This is a genomic window from Caballeronia sp. 11_S32, from assembly GCF_056930355.1.
In genome coordinates this window covers 314,091-328,882 of sequence record NZ_JBXOWH010000003.1, presented here as the reverse complement: position 1 = coordinate 328,882, position 14,792 = coordinate 314,091, and the positions used below count along the sequence as shown (strand labels likewise).

Annotated in this window: 12 protein-coding genes and 1 tRNA gene; 6 read left to right on the top strand and 7 right to left on the bottom strand. The window is 63.9% G+C overall.

The window, feature by feature from the left end:
* The first annotated feature begins 93 nt into the window (after positions 1-93).
* Positions 94-1,242 (top strand): branched-chain amino acid ABC transporter substrate-binding protein, encoded by a 1,149-nt coding sequence (locus tag AC1Z32_RS13120; protein WP_483479076.1) that lies wholly within the window; start codon positions 94-96, stop codon positions 1,240-1,242.
* Between the two features lie 64 nt (positions 1,243-1,306).
* Here the strand turns inward: AC1Z32_RS13120 and AC1Z32_RS13115 are convergent, their stop codons facing one another.
* The 4 genes from AC1Z32_RS13115 to AC1Z32_RS13100 form a co-directional block, all read right to left on the bottom strand.
* Positions 1,307-2,185, bottom strand: coding sequence for an NYN domain-containing protein (locus AC1Z32_RS13115; protein ID WP_483479075.1), 879 nt, complete (start codon positions 2,183-2,185; stop codon positions 1,307-1,309).
* Positions 2,186-2,406: 221 nt separating this feature from the next.
* Entirely contained in the window at positions 2,407-2,934 is a 528-nt protein-coding gene (locus tag AC1Z32_RS13110) for a cytochrome b/b6 domain-containing protein (protein WP_483481618.1), read from the bottom strand.
* Between the two features lie 18 nt (positions 2,935-2,952).
* Positions 2,953-3,216: a PepSY domain-containing protein gene (locus AC1Z32_RS13105; RefSeq protein ID WP_061146233.1), complete on the bottom strand. Its 264-nt coding sequence runs from the start codon at positions 3,214-3,216 to the stop codon at positions 2,953-2,955.
* Positions 3,217-3,295: 79 nt separating this feature from the next.
* Positions 3,296-5,002, bottom strand: a complete 1,707-nt coding sequence (locus AC1Z32_RS13100; RefSeq protein ID WP_483479074.1) for a thiamine pyrophosphate-binding protein — start codon at positions 5,000-5,002, stop codon at positions 3,296-3,298.
* 297 nt (positions 5,003-5,299) lie between these two features.
* Between AC1Z32_RS13100 and flhF the strand changes: the two genes are divergently transcribed.
* Genes flhF through AC1Z32_RS13085 form a run of 3 tightly spaced genes read left to right on the top strand, consistent with a single transcriptional unit; the run spans position 5,300 to position 8,732 of the window.
* Positions 5,300-7,087, top strand: a complete 1,788-nt coding sequence (gene flhF / locus AC1Z32_RS13095; protein WP_483479073.1) for a flagellar biosynthesis GTPase FlhF — start codon at positions 5,300-5,302, stop codon at positions 7,085-7,087.
* Positions 7,080-7,982: a MinD/ParA family ATP-binding protein gene (locus AC1Z32_RS13090; protein ID WP_483479072.1), complete on the top strand. Its 903-nt coding sequence runs from the start codon at positions 7,080-7,082 to the stop codon at positions 7,980-7,982. Before flhF ends, AC1Z32_RS13090 begins: the two co-directional genes overlap by 8 nt.
* Positions 7,983-8,000: 18 nt before the next feature.
* Positions 8,001-8,732, top strand: coding sequence for an RNA polymerase sigma factor FliA (locus tag AC1Z32_RS13085; protein ID WP_483479071.1), 732 nt, complete (start codon positions 8,001-8,003; stop codon positions 8,730-8,732).
* A 4-nt stretch (positions 8,733-8,736) separates the two neighbouring features.
* On the opposite strand, the gene AC1Z32_RS13080 is transcribed toward AC1Z32_RS13085, so the two are convergent.
* The gene (locus AC1Z32_RS13080; RefSeq protein ID WP_483479070.1) at positions 8,737-9,831 is read right to left on the bottom strand and encodes a diguanylate cyclase domain-containing protein; all 1,095 of its coding nucleotides are present in this window, start codon (positions 9,829-9,831) and stop codon (positions 8,737-8,739) included.
* Positions 9,832-10,022: 191 nt separating this feature from the next.
* Between AC1Z32_RS13080 and AC1Z32_RS13075 the strand changes: the two genes are divergently transcribed.
* A complete protein-coding gene (locus tag AC1Z32_RS13075; RefSeq protein WP_483479069.1) occupies positions 10,023-11,051 on the top strand; it encodes a Rieske 2Fe-2S domain-containing protein in 1,029 nt (342 codons plus the stop codon).
* A gap of 267 nt (positions 11,052-11,318) precedes the next feature.
* Here the strand turns inward: AC1Z32_RS13075 and AC1Z32_RS13070 are convergent.
* Positions 11,319-11,394, bottom strand: a tRNA-Arg gene (locus AC1Z32_RS13070).
* A gap of 314 nt (positions 11,395-11,708) precedes the next feature.
* On the opposite strand from AC1Z32_RS13070, the gene AC1Z32_RS13065 reads away from it, so the two are divergent.
* The gene (locus AC1Z32_RS13065) at positions 11,709-12,626 is read left to right on the top strand and encodes a c-type cytochrome (protein WP_483479068.1); all 918 of its coding nucleotides are present in this window, start codon (positions 11,709-11,711) and stop codon (positions 12,624-12,626) included.
* Between the two features lie 69 nt (positions 12,627-12,695).
* Here the strand turns inward: AC1Z32_RS13065 and AC1Z32_RS13060 are convergent, their stop codons facing one another.
* Positions 12,696-14,783 carry a UvrD-helicase domain-containing protein gene (locus tag AC1Z32_RS13060; protein WP_483479067.1) on the bottom strand — a complete coding sequence of 696 codons (2,088 nt, stop codon included), beginning with the start codon at positions 14,781-14,783 and terminating at the stop codon, positions 12,696-12,698.
* Between the last annotated feature and the right edge of the window lie 9 nt (positions 14,784-14,792).

Sequence of the window (14,792 nt, the reverse complement as noted above, 5' to 3'; positions counted from 1 at the left end):
CTCGAGCGCTCGATTCAAACGAATTCAAACAAGCGGCAGCGGGCACGGCGATCCCGGCACAAGCTGCCATCCACACTGGAACCAGGAGAAGCTATGAAGCACACGATGACCAAGCTGGCAGTAGCCATGACGCTCGCCGGCCTCTCGGTCGCGGGGACCGCTGTTGCGCAGCAAGCCGAGGAAGTGAAGGTTGGTTACGCAGGACCGTTGACGGGCGCTCAGGCGCACTACGGCAAGGACATGCAGAACGGCATCACGCTCGCCGTCGAGGATTTCAACGCCACGAAGCCGGTGATCGGCGGCAAGCCGGTTCGCATCGTGCTGAATTCGGCCGATGACCAGGCCGACCCGCGCACGGGCACGACCGTCGCGCAGCGCCTCGTCGATGACGGCATCAAGGGCATGCTCGGCCACTTCAACTCGGGCACGACGATCCCGGCTTCGCGCATCTACGCGAACGCGGGCATCCCCGAAATCGCGATGGCAACGGCGCCCGAATACACGACGCAAGGTTTCAAGACGGCCTTCCGCATGATGACCTCCGACACGCAGCAAGGCTCGGTCGCAGGTGAGTTCGCGGTGAAGAACCTCAAGGTGAAGAAGATCGCGATCGTCGACGACCGCACGGCTTACGGCCAGGGTCTCGCCGACCAGTTCGAGAAGGCGGCGAAGGCTGCGGGCGGCACGATCGTCGTGCGCGAGTTCACGAACGACAAGGCCGTGGACTTCAAGGCGATTCTGACCAAGATCAAGTCGACGAACCCGGACCTCGTGTACTACGGCGGCGCGGATTCGCAAGCCGGCCCGATGGTCAAGCAGATGAAGACGCTCGGCTTCCGCGCGCCGCTGATGGCGGGCGAAATGGTGAAGACGGACACCTTCCTGAAGATCGCGGGCGACGCTTCTGACGGCACGGTGGCATCGCTCGCCGGTCTGCCGATGGACGAAATGCCGGGCGGCGCGGACTACTCGGCGAAGTACAAGAAGCGCTTCAACGAAGACGTGCAGACCTACTCGCCGTACGCATACGACGGCGCAATGGCGATGTTCACGGCGATGAAGGCGGCTAACTCGACGGATCCGGCGAAGTACCTGCCGTTCCTCGCGAAGACCGACATGCAGGGCGTGACGGCGAAGCACCTGTCGTACGACTCGAAGGGCGATCTGAAGAACGGCGGCATTACGCTGTACAAGGTCGTCGGCGGGAAGTGGACGACGCTGCAGAGCGTGGGCGGCAAGTAAGGCGAGCCTGCTAACGCAGGCTTGACTCCAACGGCCCGGTCCGCGTTTGCGGCCGGGCCGTTTGTCATTGGGTCGTCCGGACCTTCACGGCAGCCGGACCTTTGTGCCCCATGCCTTTCAGGAAGCTCACTTCCATGCCTTTGTAGAGCTCGTCGAAATCGGTGTCGATCAATGCCGAGCAATAGAAAAACAGGTTTTCCCTGGCGCCCTCCGGCGTGATGAACCCGTATCCGTTTTGCACGTGGGCGATGGTCCCGACTTTCCAGTCGTCATCGTGGTCTGCGCCGATGGATTGCGCCGCGCTCTTGCGGCGCTGAAACAGCGAGCTCAACGCTTCTTTTTCCTCTCCCTGCGCGCTGTCCATCCGGTCGATCACGTCCGACATCATGACCGGATACTTCGCCTCATTCAGGAGCAACTGGCTCGGCCGCGTGCCTTTCTGCTCTCCGCTTGCCGTGTCGTAGGCGAATGTCCAGCCGAGCACCAGCACCGGCATGCCGAGTGCCTTGAGCTTGCGCGCGAGCTGAATATAAGCGGCGTCACCGGCGATGAGCGCGATGACGTCGAACCGTTGATGCACGGCCATATCGAACGCGTCGAGCGCGAGCCATATGTCGATGCTGCCTTCTTTGCCCACGAAATTCACCGGCATGTAATGCGTGGTGACACGTTCCTTCATCAGGATGTCGTCGAGCACGCGTTCGTCGTATAGCGTCTCGGATGCCTTCTCCATGTTTTGCCGAGCCGAGAATCGCTCGCGAAAGTAATGTGCTTCGGTGATCTGGCAATCAGCCGAATCGATGCCTTCTTCGCCGGCGAATTTGTAGCGGATGTATTCGTGAAGCCCGCGCACCGAAATCCACGCGTTCTTCTTGTTGTGGTGCATGTAGTACTTTCGGACAAGGTCGAGATAGTTGCCGTCATAGAACACGCCGACTCTCATGAATCGTCTTGTAGGATTTGACATTGCCTGACACGTTGAAGGAGGCTCAAGGAACGTGCTCCTCCAGGGAGCAGGACAAATATTGACGAGTGACGGGCGTGAAATCAATACTAAGAAATGCTTACTAACTCAGCGGGATATAGTTTTGGGAGAATAAATAAAGCTGACCGGCATGGATTCACGTTTTCCGGCAGATAATCATCAGGAATCTGGATGAAAAATCAGCTTTCCGGAGTCGTATTCCGGCGCTTATAGCCGGTCACCATCGCCCGAATAAGATTTTCCCGCGTCCAGAAACTCATCAGCACCGCTGCGGCGACATGCACGCAGACGCACACCTCGAGCGCGATGGAAAGCCACGTGTGAATGTCCTGCGGCCACTCTTCGCCCCAGAACGCATCGAGACGCATGGTCCAGCCCGACACTGCGAGCCCGAGAATCAGGAGCCACAGAAAGAGCGCCATCAACCCGCCGAGCGGATTGTGCGAGAGGTGATGCAGCGGTTTGCCCGCGGCAAGCGAGCGAAGATAGCCGATGAGATGCGAGGGCGTCGGCCACCACGCGGAGAAGCGCGCTGGCCGCGATCCGACGAATCCCCACGCGATGCGCGCCACGACGAGCCCCGCCGCGGCATACCCGAGCAGCCGATGTGTGGCATCCGTCGGGCCGAACAGATTCCAGAGGACGATGCCCGCGACCGTCCAGTGCGTGAGCCGGACACAGCGATCCCAGACTTTCACGGGCGTCATCATCGAAAAGAGAGACGCTTACTCGACTTCCGACTTCACGACGGCCAGCGTCTTCGTGTCGTAATAGATCTCGACCTTCTTGCCGTCCTTGTTGTGGCCGTAGATCTCGTAGCAGTTTCCGTCGACCTTGAACTTGCGGATCTTGTAGCCCTGCGCTTCGAGCTGCGCCTTGGCATCCGATTCCTTCATCCACTCGCTCTTCGGGTGCGCCGTGCAGTCCGCCTTCGCGAACGCCGCGCCCGAGAAACCCAATGCCAACGACAAAGCCAGAACCTTCAGCATCGCTAACTCCCAATGGTTTTTGAACTGGCTACTCTACTGCCACCGGGAGTGTGCTGCAAGAAGATTGAAAGTTTGTCGCTTAGCGCTGGCCTTGCTGGCGAATTTGTTCGAGTGTCGCGCCCGGCGTGCTCTGATCCTGTGGAATACGGATTTCGATCAGCGCCGGCAGACCGGAATTTCGCGCGCGTTCGAACGCGGGCATGAACTGATCCGTCGTCTCGACGAGCTCGCCGTGCGCGCCGAACGCGCGCGCATAGGCGACGAAGTCCGGGTTCGTGAGCCCGGTTCCGTGCACGCGATTCGGGTAATGGCGCTCCTGATGCATGCGGATCGTGCCGTACTGCGCGTTGTTCACGACGATGAAAATCACCGGCAACTGATATTGCATGGCCGTGGCGATTTCCTGGCTCGACATCATGAAGCAGCCGTCGCCCGCGAACGCGATCACCGTGCGCTCCGGGTAAAGCGACTTCGCGGCAATCGCGGCGGGCACGCCATAACCCATCGCTCCGCTCGTCGGCGCGACCTGCGAACGGAAGTGCCGATACGAATAGTGCCGATGCAGCCACGTCGCGTAATTGCCCGCGCCGTTCGTGAGGATCGAATCGGCGGGAATTGTTTCCGCGAGCTGACGCATGATCTCGCCGAGCTGTACGTCGCCGAGCATCGGGCGGGGCTTGCGCCATTCGAGGTACGCGGCGCGCGCGGTCTCGACTTCGCCGCCCCACGCGATGTTCGCGGGGGGCGTCAGCGCGGCGAGCATCGACGCGATTTCCGGCATGCCCGAGACAATTGGCAGATCGGCGCTGTACACGCGCCCGAGCTCCTCCGCACCCTGGTGCACGTGGATGAGCGTCTGCTTCGTCTTCGGGATGTCGAGCAGCGTGTAGCCGCCCGTCGTCGATTCGCCCATGCGCGGGCCGAGCACGAAGAGCACGTCGGCGTCGCGCACGCGCGCGGCGAGCGCCGGATTGATGCCGAGACCGACATCGCCCGCGTAGTTCGGATGCTCGTTCGAAAGCGTGTCCTGATAGCGGAACGCGCAGCCCACCGGCAGCTTCCATTGCTCGACGAAGCGCGCGAAATCCTGCGTCCCCTCGGCCGTCCAGCCGCTGCCGCCCGCGATCACGAACGGCTTCTTCGCGCTCGCGAGCACTTCGCGCAGGCGTTCGATCTGCGCCGCCGACGGCGACGCCGCCACGCGCTGATAGCGCGGCGCGGGCGGCGCGGCGTCGACCGTTTCGGTCAGCATGTCTTCCGGCAGCGCGAGCACGACAGGACCCGGGCGGCCCGACGTCGCCGTGTGAAACGCGTGGCTCAGGTATTCCGGCACGCGGCGTGGATCGTCGATCTGCGCGACCCATTTGGCCATCTGCCCGAACATCCGCCGATAGTCGATTTCCTGAAACGCCTCGCGATCCATGTGATCGCGGGCGCATTGGCCGATGAGCAGGATCATCGGCGTCGAATCCTGAAACGCGGTGTGCACGCCGATCGACGCGTGCGTAGCGCCAGGGCCGCGCGTCACGATCGCGATGCCCGGCCGCCCGGTCAGCTTGCCGACCGCTTCGGCCATGTTCGCCGCGCCCGCCTCGTGACGGCAGACGATCGTCTGAATCTGCGAGGTTTCGTCGTGCAGGGAATCGAGCACGGCGAGAAAGCTCTCGCCGGGAACGCAGAACACGCGTTCGACGCCGTGATGCACGAGCGCATCGACGACGAGGCGCGCGCCGGTGGTTTGACCTTGGGGAGCTGCGGATTGCGCGGAGGGGACAGCGGACGCCATGCGAAGAAGTCTCCTTGGAATGTCCGGACGCGTCTCGAGGCGAGCCGGATCGTGGGCGAACAGACCCTAGAGCTTACGCCGTCGCGCGCGTGTCCGGAAAAGCGCGAGACGGAATCTTTTTCCGAAGAGCGCGCCGTCGCGTTTCCATCAGCCGAAATACCCCTTTTTCTCACCCTTTATCCAGCGATGGACAAAAGGGGAAGTTCGCAATAATGGCCTCACTGAAAAGCGGGCACGGCAATGAGCCAGGCGGGCCCGCCTAGCAAAGATCGCAGTCTCACCTCATCGGGGGCAAGTTTGGACATTCGTAAATTCATCGGTGCGAACAGCCGCGACGCATTGCGCCAGGTTCGTGAAGCGCTCGGACCCGATGCCGTGGTGCTGTCGAATCGCACGCTCGATGACGGCTCCGTCGAGATCGTCGGCGTCGCGGATAGCGATATCGCATCGATTTCGCCCGCAGCGCAAGAGCAGGCAGTGCGCTCGGCCGGCACGTCGCGCGCCGCGCTGGCCGCCGCCGCCGCCGCCGCGATGCCGATGAAGCAGCCAGCCGCGAATCCGTATGCGAGCGGCGACGTGTTCTCGTCGGTCTTCGGCGCGAACACCGACATCGACGATGAAGAAGACCACGCCCGATCGAACGAAACCGCATCCGACGACGAAGCGCCGCGCACGATGGCCGATTCGAATCCGTGGCTGATCGAGCACGCGAAGCGCATCGCGCAGCAGGCGACGATGCCGTCGAACCGGCCGCTCACGGCATCCGCCGCGATCGCGCGCGGCATGGGCGTGCCGAAGACGGTGTCCGTGCAAGAGCCGCGCGCCGAACAAACGGCGGAAGCGGGCAAGTACGCGCTGCGTCAGCAAGCGCAGGCGAAGCGTGCCGAAGCAGCCGTCGAGTCGAAGGTCGAAACCCCTGACTGGGCTCGCGAAGCCGCGCAAGCCGCCGCGCGCCGCGCCGCGCAGAAGATAAACGCGAGCGCGCCGCGCGCCGATGCGCCCGCTGCACACGCTGCACACGCCGCGCCGGAAAGCGCGTTCGAAGGCCTGCCCGCGAACGCGGCGGCCGTCGTCACCGAAGCGATCCGCGCGCGCATGGAGCAGGTCGTCAACGAAACGGTGATGAACGAGCTCTCGTCGATGCGCTCGATGATGGAAGAGCACTTCTCCGGTCTCATGTGGGGCGAGCGCCAGCGTCGCAATCCGACGGGCGGCGCGCTGACCAAGCGCCTCTTTTCCGCCGGCTTCTCCGCGCAACTCGTGCGCATGATGATGGACAACATGCCCGAGATGGAGAGCGTGGAAGGCGCGCTCGAATGGGTTCAGCAAGTGCTCGAATCGAACATCCCGGTGATGGACAGCGAAGACGCGCTGATGGAGCGCGGCGGCGTGTTCGCGCTGATGGGCCCGACGGGCGTCGGCAAGACGACGACCACCGCGAAGCTCGCTGCGCGCTGCGTGATGCGCTTCGGCGCAAGCAAGGTAGCGCTGCTCACGACCGACAGCTACCGTATCGGCGCGCACGAGCAACTGCGCATCTTCGGCAAGATTCTCGGCGTTTCGGTGCACGCGGTGAAGGACGGCGCCGACCTCCAGCTCGCGCTGTCCGAGCTGCGCAACAAACATATCGTGCTGATCGACACGATCGGCATGAGCCAGCGCGACCGCATGGTCTCCGACCAGATCGCGATGCTGTGCGGCGCGGGTCATCCGGTGCAGCGCATCCTGCTGCTCAACGCGACGAGCCACGGCGACACGCTCAACGAAGTCGTGCAGGCCTACAAGAGCGCGCCGGATCAGCCGCCGCTCGCGGGCTGCATCCTGACGAAGCTCGACGAAGCCACGAATCTCGGCGGTGTCCTCGATACGGTCATCCGCTACAAGCTGCCCGTGCATTACGTGTCGACCGGCCAGAAGGTGCCGGAGAACCTGTACGTCGCGACCAAGCGCTTTCTCATCAAGAGCGCGTTCTGCATTCCGCGCGACGGCTCGCCGTTCGTGCCGCAGGACGAGGAAGTGCCGGCGCTGCTCTCGGCGTTGTCCGCGCGCGCCACGACCGACATGCATGAGGTGCGCTTTGGATAAGTTCGTGCTCGACCAGGCGGAAGGTCTGCGACGGCTCCTCACGCGCGCCGGTTCGCGCGTGGTGGCGGTCGCGGGCGGGCCGGCGGGCATCGGATGCACGTCGGCGGTGTTGAATCTCGGCGCGGCGCTGTCCGTGCACGGCAAGGACGTGCTCGTGATCGACGAGCATCGCGACGCGGGATCGGTGAGCCGCATGCTGGGCCTGTCCGATGCAGGCGCGCTCGCCGCGGTGATGTCGGGACGGCGCACGCTGGCGGATACCGTCGAGCGCACGCCGTTCGGCTTCTCGCTGATCGCGGCGCCGCGCGACGAGCGCATCGTTCACGACGCCGCGCAGTGCCGCGCCTTGCTCGACGGTCCGGCGGACATCGTGTTGATCGATGCGCAGCTCGATCGCCACGGCGCGCTGTCGACCCTCGCGGCGCAGGCGCATGACTTTCTCGTCGTGACGCGGGTGGCCGCGTCGGCGATCACCGAGGCGTATGCGTGCATGAAGCGCCTGCACTACGCCCACGCGATCGGCCAGTTCCGCGTGCTCATCAATCACGTGCAGAACCCGGCCGACGCGGCGGTCGCGTTCGACAACCTGTCGGGCGTCGCGAGCCGGTATCTGGCCGTGTCGCTCGTGCAGGCGGGGTATGTGTCCGAGGATGCGCGCGTCGCTCGGGCGAAGGAACTCTCGCGCTGCGCAGTCGAAGCGTTCCCGGCCACGGCCGCGGCGCGCGACTACCGCGCGATCGCGGCGGAGCTCCTGCACTGGCCGATGCGTCCCGCGCCTTATCCGGCGAAGACGGAGAGCCAGAGAAACGCGCGCATTCCGGTAGGCGACTCTGGTCACGGCGTGCGGGAAGCCTGGCTTTCCGAGCATGCAATGAGCAGCACGGCGTCGATGTGATCAAGATAGGTGACCAAGATGTATAACGCCCAAGGCAAACTCTCACAGTCGGACGTGCTGACGAAATATGCGCCGCTCGTTCGCCGGCTGGGGCTTCAACTCGTCGCCAAGATGCCGGCGAGCGTGGATCTCGACGATCTCATCCAGGCCGGCATGATCGGCCTGATGGACGCGGCGAGCCGCTACAAGGAAGATCAAGGCGCGCAGTTCGAGACCTACGCGAGCCAGCGCATTCGCGGCGCGATGCTGGATGAGCTGCGCGCGAACGACTGGCTGCCGCGCAGCATGCGCAAGACATCGCGCGAAGTGGAATCGGCGGTGCACAAGGTCGAGCAGAACCTCGGCCGCTCGGCGAGCGAGACGGAGATCGCGGAGCACATGAACATGCCGCTTCCCGAGTATCAGTCGATGCTGCAGGACTTGCACGGCAGCCAGCTGATCTACTACGAAGACTTCGACCGCTCCGCCGACGACGAGCCGTTCCTCGACCGTTATTGCGTCGACCGTTCGGATCCGCTTTCGGCGTTGCTCGACGACAGCTTGCGCGGCGCGCTGATCGAGGCCATCGACAAGCTGCCCGAGCGCGAGAAGCTGCTGATGAGCCTCTATTACGAACGCGGCCTGAACTTGCGCGAAATCGGCGCGGTGATGGAAGTGAGCGAATCGCGCGTGTGCCAGTTGCACAGCCAGGCGGTGGCGCGTCTTCGCGCGAAGCTGCGCGAGCAGGCGTGGACGGGCGTCGAGGCTTGATGCTTTAGTTCATTTCGAAGTCGCGCGTCTCGGCGAACACGGTCTTGCCTTCGCCGAGACTTTTCGCGCGATACATCGCGCGGTCGGCGGCGCGTAGCACGGCGGTCATGCCGGATTGATGCGCGGCCGTCGCGCTGGAAAGCAGGCATGCGCCGATGCTCGCCGAGACCGACACCGGCCGCTCCTGCACCGAGGTGATCGCGGCGAGCACCGAGTGAATGCTGTCGGCCATCGCGAGCACCGCGGCGGGATCGCGCACCTGATGCGCGAGCACGACGAACTCGTCGCCGCCCAGACGCGCGATGGTATCGGTCTTGCGCATGCGCTTGCCGAGCGATTGCGCGAAGGCCTGCAGCAGCATGTCGCCGACGGCGTGGCCGTAGGTGTCGTTCACTTCCTTGAAGCCGTCGAGATCGATGAGGAGGAGCGCGGTGGCGCTGTCGCCATCGGCTTCGGGCGCGGACATCGCGCGATCGACGATCTGCTCCAGCGCATAACGGTTCGACAGGCCGGTGAGCGGATCGGTCGATGCCTGACGCGCGAGATCCCGATTCGCGTTGCCGAGCCGGTCGACGAGCACGCTCAGATACACCGATGCGCCCAGCACGCTCAGGCCCAGCCCGATAGCGGCGGGGATATTCGCATGCCACCACGGCTGCCAGAGCGCGAGCGCCACGACGATGACGAGCGCCGTCGCGCATGAAACGGCGAGCGTGCGCTTGCCATAGCGGCATCCCGAGCCGATCAGAAACCAGAACATCACCCAGATGAGCGGCAGCCCGATGGCGCCGCCCGCGGCGAGCGCGAGCCCGAGCAGCGTCTGATCGGCGATGGTCGTCGCCGTGAGACGCTTCACCGAAGGCGAGCGCATGCGGCTGACGATCAAGAGCGTGACGGCGCCATAAGACACGTACAGCGCGACAATGCGCATGACCATCGATGCATCGTGCGACGGATGGAGCCACGCGTAGATGCCGTATGCCAGAAGAACCGCCGCACCCATCCAGACCCGCAGCGTGGCCTGCTCGCGTTCGGGATTCCGGTGCTCGGACCATGCGAAGGCATAAGCCCGGCGTGCCGGTTGATGCGCCTGCTCCATACTGAACCCCTGGATGGTGATTTCTTTCTTTTATCTTGCTGTTATGTACTGCGGCCCCGTCGCATGGCATCGGTGGGATGGAGTGGCATCGAATTGCACCGAGCGAGCGATCCGCTATTTTGCAACGTTTTGCGAAGACGCTGTGTTTCGTGTAAGAACGGCTTTCGAACGACTTTTTCCGATTCACCGTGATGCGCGACGAATCTTCCTCAGCCTCATTAACGGCCGAATGGCTGCCGGTCTGTAATAGCGACGACGTGCCGGAGGGCGGGGCGCGCGGGTTCATCGTCGCCGATGAGCGGATCGTCGTGTGGCGCGACAGCGTCGGCGCGGCGCACGTGTGGCGCGATTACTGTCCGCATCGGGGCGCGCAGTTGTCGCTCGGGCACGTGATGCGCGATCAGATCGTGTGTCCGTATCACGGATGGCGTTATGACATCGAGGGACAGTGTTTGCGGATTCCGTCGAATCCGTCGCTGCGTCCATCGAAGCGTGTCTGCACGACGACGTACGTCAGCGAGGAGAAGTACGGCGTTATCTGGATGTGCTTCGGCGAGCCTGCTCATGCGCTCGATTTTTTTCCCGAAGCCGCGATTCCCGGCGGCCGGCGCATCAATCTCGCGCCGCAGATGGTGAGGTCATCGGCGCCGCGCGTCGTCGAGAATTTTCTGGACATGGCGCACTTTTCGTTCGTGCACGAGGGCATTCTCGGCGAAGACGCGCATACGGAAGTGCCTGACTATGAAGTCCTTGTGACCGATGGAGGGCTGGAGGCGCGGCAGTGCCGATACTGGCAGCCCGCGGGCATTCCGGGGCAAGGCGGCGGCGCGATGATCGAGTATGTGTATCGCGTGAAGCGGCCGATGATTGCGACGCTCACGAAGATGGCGGGCGGTGGCCTGGGGGCGTTGCATATCATGCTGGCGGCATCGCCCGTGACGCAGACGGAGACGCGGGCGTGGCTCGTTTCCATCCACGAGGATGACACGACGCATTCCGATCAGGAGCTTTATGACTTCAACATGGAGATCCTGACGCAGGACACGCCGATCGTGGAGTCGCAGTGGCCTCGATGCCTGCCGCTCGATCTCGATGCGGAGTTGCATCAGCGCTGTGACCGGATGGCGGTGGCTTATCGCAGGTGGCTGGCGGGGATGGGGTTCGGGTGGGGGACGGTGCTTCGTGCGGCGCCGACCTCGGCTCTTTCTGGCAATCGTTGATCCAGGCGGATAGTCATATCGCGACGGCCACATTCGTTGATTCGGACTGCGGAATCGCTTGAGGATGTAAGCACCGTTTATCAGCACTGCCGTAGGCAGATCCCGTCTCGTGACGTGAAAACGCCCAAGGGTTCGGCGCGTCCTGGATAGGTGGACGGCGTACTGCCAAGGGGAACGACAGGAATATTATTCGAACCGGCGGATGGATGAGTCCGACAACACAACTGCGCGTGCTGGTTGTTGCCGATTTAGTTGAAGCGGAATTCTTGGCGCGCCCGGCTGGGATCGAACCAGCAACCCCTGCCTTCGGAGGGCAGTACTCTATCCATTGAGCTACGGGCGCATCGGAGAAGGGCTTGCGGGGGAAAGACACACGCCGAAAGTCGGCTGCAAGGCCCATGCGAATCCGAGAGGATACCTGTTTTCCATGACTTCGTCCATCGCACGGGGTCGAACGCGCCCGCGCGACAAGACGCCGGAAGCCTCACACGATTCGGGTAAACGCCCGCTCCGCCGCGCCGGCCACCCCGCGCCGACAGTTAAGCGTTCCGTCTATAATCGACCGTGCCTTTCCCCAAGGCGCGCCCAAGCGCAATGCGGTAGCTGTCACGCTGTCACTGAACCGACTCACACCAAAAAACGGGAGACGAGACAAGCATGAGCGAAGCACCCCACGGAGCCCCGATCAAGACACCCGGCCAACTCATCGCCGCGGTCATCGCGGGATTCGGCATCCCGGTCGCCATCATCATCCTGCTGGCCGTCTACGTGAACAATGCGACGCGCACCGGCGCCGGCACCGATCTCGAATCCTCGGTCAAGGAGCGCATCGCGCCCGCCGCGCAGGTCGATATCCGCGACGCCAACGCGCCGCGCGTCTACAAGACAGGCGAGGAAGTCTATAAAGCGGTGTGCTCGGCCTGTCACGCGGCAGGCACCGCAGGCGCGCCCAAGTTCGGCGATGCCGGCGCATGGGGCACGCGCATCGGCGAAGGTTACGACACGCTCCTGCACAACGCGCTCAACGGCAAGGGCGCGATGCCCGCGCGCGGCGGCACCAGCCCCGACGATTACAGCGACTTCGAAATCGCGCGCGCTGTCGTCTATATGGCGAACGGCAGCGGCGGCAAGCTCGCCGAACCCGCGCAACCCGCGCCGGGCGCGGCGGCCAGCGCGGGCGCATCGGCGCCGGCAGCGAGTGCCGGAGGCGCATCGGCCCCGGCGGGCGCGAGTTCGAACGAAAACGCGCAGGCCGCCGCCGCCGTGGCGGCGCTCGCATCCGTGCCGCAAACCGCATCGGCGGCGCCGGCAGCGGGCGCGCAAAGCGCCGACGCAGCCCAGGCCGGCAAGGCGCTCTACGAGCAGGTCTGCCAGGCATGTCACGCGGCCGGCGTGCTCAATGCGCCGAAGTTCGGCGACAAGGCCGCATGGGCGCCGCGCCTCAAGGAGCCGATGGACACCGTCTACAACTACGCGTTGCACGGCAAGGGTGCGATGCCGCCGAAGGGCGGATCGAACGCACCGGATGCGGATGTGAAGGCGGCCGTCGATTACATGGTCAACGCGGCAAAGTAACGCTCGAGCCGAAACAAAAAACCCTGCGTCGTCGTGGCGCAGGGTTTTCTTATTTGAAGCGCAAAGAGATCAACTCTTCTGCAACATCGCCTTGAGCATCGCCATGCGATCCTTCGGCGACAAGGGCGCTTCTTCCTTCGTCGGCGGCGGCGCATCGTCGAGCAGCATCTCGGGGATGAAGCGCGACGGCTCGCACACCACCGTCTCCCGCGCGCGTTTGCGCTTCTTGCACCAGTTCAGATGCAGGCTGCGCTGCGCCCGCGTGATCGCCACATACATCAGCCGGCGCTCTTCCTCGATGCGCGAATCGTCGATGGGCGCGTCGTCGTCCGAGCCGCCGCGATGCGGCATGATGCCTTCCTCGACGCCCACCAGAAACACGTGCGGATACTCCAGCCCCTTCGATGCGTGCACGGTCGACAGCCGCACCGCGTCCGGATCTTCCTCCTTGCCTTCGAGCATCGACATCAGCGCGACCGTCTGGATCAGGCCGAGCAGGTTCTTGCCTTCATCGGCGAAACCGTCGGCGGTGTCGTAGCCGGTCTGTTCCGTTCCGGGCGCGGCCTCCGGTTTCGTGCCCTTGCGCTTGAGCCATTCGAGGAACTCGAGCACGTTCTGCCACTTGGACTGCGCCTGACGCTCGTCGTACGCGTCGTAGAGATACGACTCGTAATGGATGGCTTCCATCATGTCGTCGAGCACTTCGGTCGCGGGATCGCGCGCGGCGCGGTCCGACAATCGACGGATCCATTCGCAGAACGTGCGCAGCGGCTCGACCTGCCGCGCCGACAGCCGCGCCTCGATGCCGCCCATGAACACCGCCTCGAACAGCGACACCTTCGCCGCGCCCGCGAACGCGCCGAGCGCTTCGAGCGTCGTGTTGCCGACACCGCGCCGCGGCGTCGTGATCGCGCGGATGAACGCGGGATCGTCGTCGGGATTCGCAATCAGACGCAGATACGCGATGAGGTCCTTGATCTCGGCCTTGTCGAAGAACGACTGCCCGCCCGACAGCACATACGGAATGCGCTCGCGCCGCAAAACCTGCTCGAAGATGCGCGCCTGAAAGTTGCCGCGATAAAGAATCGCGTAATCGCGAAACTGGGTGCGCCGCTCGAACTTGTGCGCCGACAGCCGGAACACGACGGATTCCGCCTCGTGCTCCTCGTCGTTGCAGCCGGTGACGGTGATCGTGTCGCCCATGCCGTGCTCGGACCACAGCTTTTTCTCGAACAGCTTCGGATTGTTCGCGATGACGTTGTTCGCCGCCGTCAGAATCCGCACCGTCGAGCGATAGTTCTGCTCCAGCTTGATGACGTGCAGCTTCGGGAAATCCTTGCCGAGCTGCGCGAGGTTTTCGATGGTCGCGCCGCGCCAGCCGTAGATCGCCTGATCGTCATCGCCCACGGCGGTGAACGCCGCGCGCGGGCCGGCCAGCAGCTTCACCAGTTCGTACTGGCACGCGTTCGTGTCCTGATATTCGTCGATCAGCAGATAACGCAGGCGGTTCTGCCACTTCTCGCGAATCTGCTCGTTCTCCGCGAAAAGCTGCGCGGGGCGCAGGATCAGATCGTCGAAATCGAGCGCCTGATACGCGTGCAGCGTGGCCGCATAGCTGCGATAGACGATCGCCGCCTGATGCTCGTCCTCGTTGCTCGCGAGCACGGAGGCCTGATCGGGCGACACCATCGCGTTCTTCCACAGCGAAATGATCGACTGGATCTTGCGGATCAAACCCTTGTCGGTCGTGCCGAGCTGCTCCTGAACCATGCCGAAGCAGTCGTCCGAATCCATGATGGAGAACTGCGGCTTCAGTCCGACGTGCTCCGCTTCCTGCCGCATGATCTGCACGCCGAGCGAATGGAATGTGCAGATCGTCAACTGATTGACGGGAATCTTGCGGCCTTCCTTGCCGGGCGTCGTGAGCGTCTTGCCTTCGAGCAGTTTCCCGGTGCGCTCGCGCATTTCGAGCGCGGCCTTGTTCGTGAAGGTGAGCGCGGCGATGTGCTTCGGCTCGAAGCCGCGTCCTTCGATCAGATGCGCGATCTTCTGCGTGATCACGCGCGTCTTGCCGCTGCCCGCGCCGGCGAGCACGAGACAGGGACCGTCGAGATAGCGCACGGCTTCGCTTTGCGCGGCGTTGAGACCTGCGGACATCGTATTGGG

Coding starts and splice junctions, on each gene's coding strand:
- AC1Z32_RS13120 (WP_483479076.1), top strand. CDS start 94: ATGAAGCACACGATGACCAAGCTGGCAGTAGCCATGACGCTCGCCGGC.
- AC1Z32_RS13115 (WP_483479075.1), bottom strand. CDS start 2,185: ATGAGAGTCGGCGTGTTCTATGACGGCAACTATCTCGACCTTGTCCGA.
- AC1Z32_RS13110 (WP_483481618.1), bottom strand. CDS start 2,934: ATGACGCCCGTGAAAGTCTGGGATCGCTGTGTCCGGCTCACGCACTGG.
- AC1Z32_RS13105 (WP_061146233.1), bottom strand. CDS start 3,216: ATGCTGAAGGTTCTGGCTTTGTCGTTGGCATTGGGTTTCTCGGGCGCG.
- AC1Z32_RS13100 (WP_483479074.1), bottom strand. CDS start 5,002: ATGGCGTCCGCTGTCCCCTCCGCGCAATCCGCAGCTCCCCAAGGTCAA.
- AC1Z32_RS13085 (WP_483479071.1), top strand. CDS start 8,001: ATGTATAACGCCCAAGGCAAACTCTCACAGTCGGACGTGCTGACGAAA.
- AC1Z32_RS13080 (WP_483479070.1), bottom strand. CDS start 9,831: ATGGAGCAGGCGCATCAACCGGCACGCCGGGCTTATGCCTTCGCATGG.
- AC1Z32_RS13075 (WP_483479069.1), top strand. CDS start 10,023: ATGCGCGACGAATCTTCCTCAGCCTCATTAACGGCCGAATGGCTGCCG.
- AC1Z32_RS13065 (WP_483479068.1), top strand. CDS start 11,709: ATGAGCGAAGCACCCCACGGAGCCCCGATCAAGACACCCGGCCAACTC.
- AC1Z32_RS13060 (WP_483479067.1), bottom strand. CDS start 14,783: ATGTCCGCAGGTCTCAACGCCGCGCAAAGCGAAGCCGTGCGCTATCTC.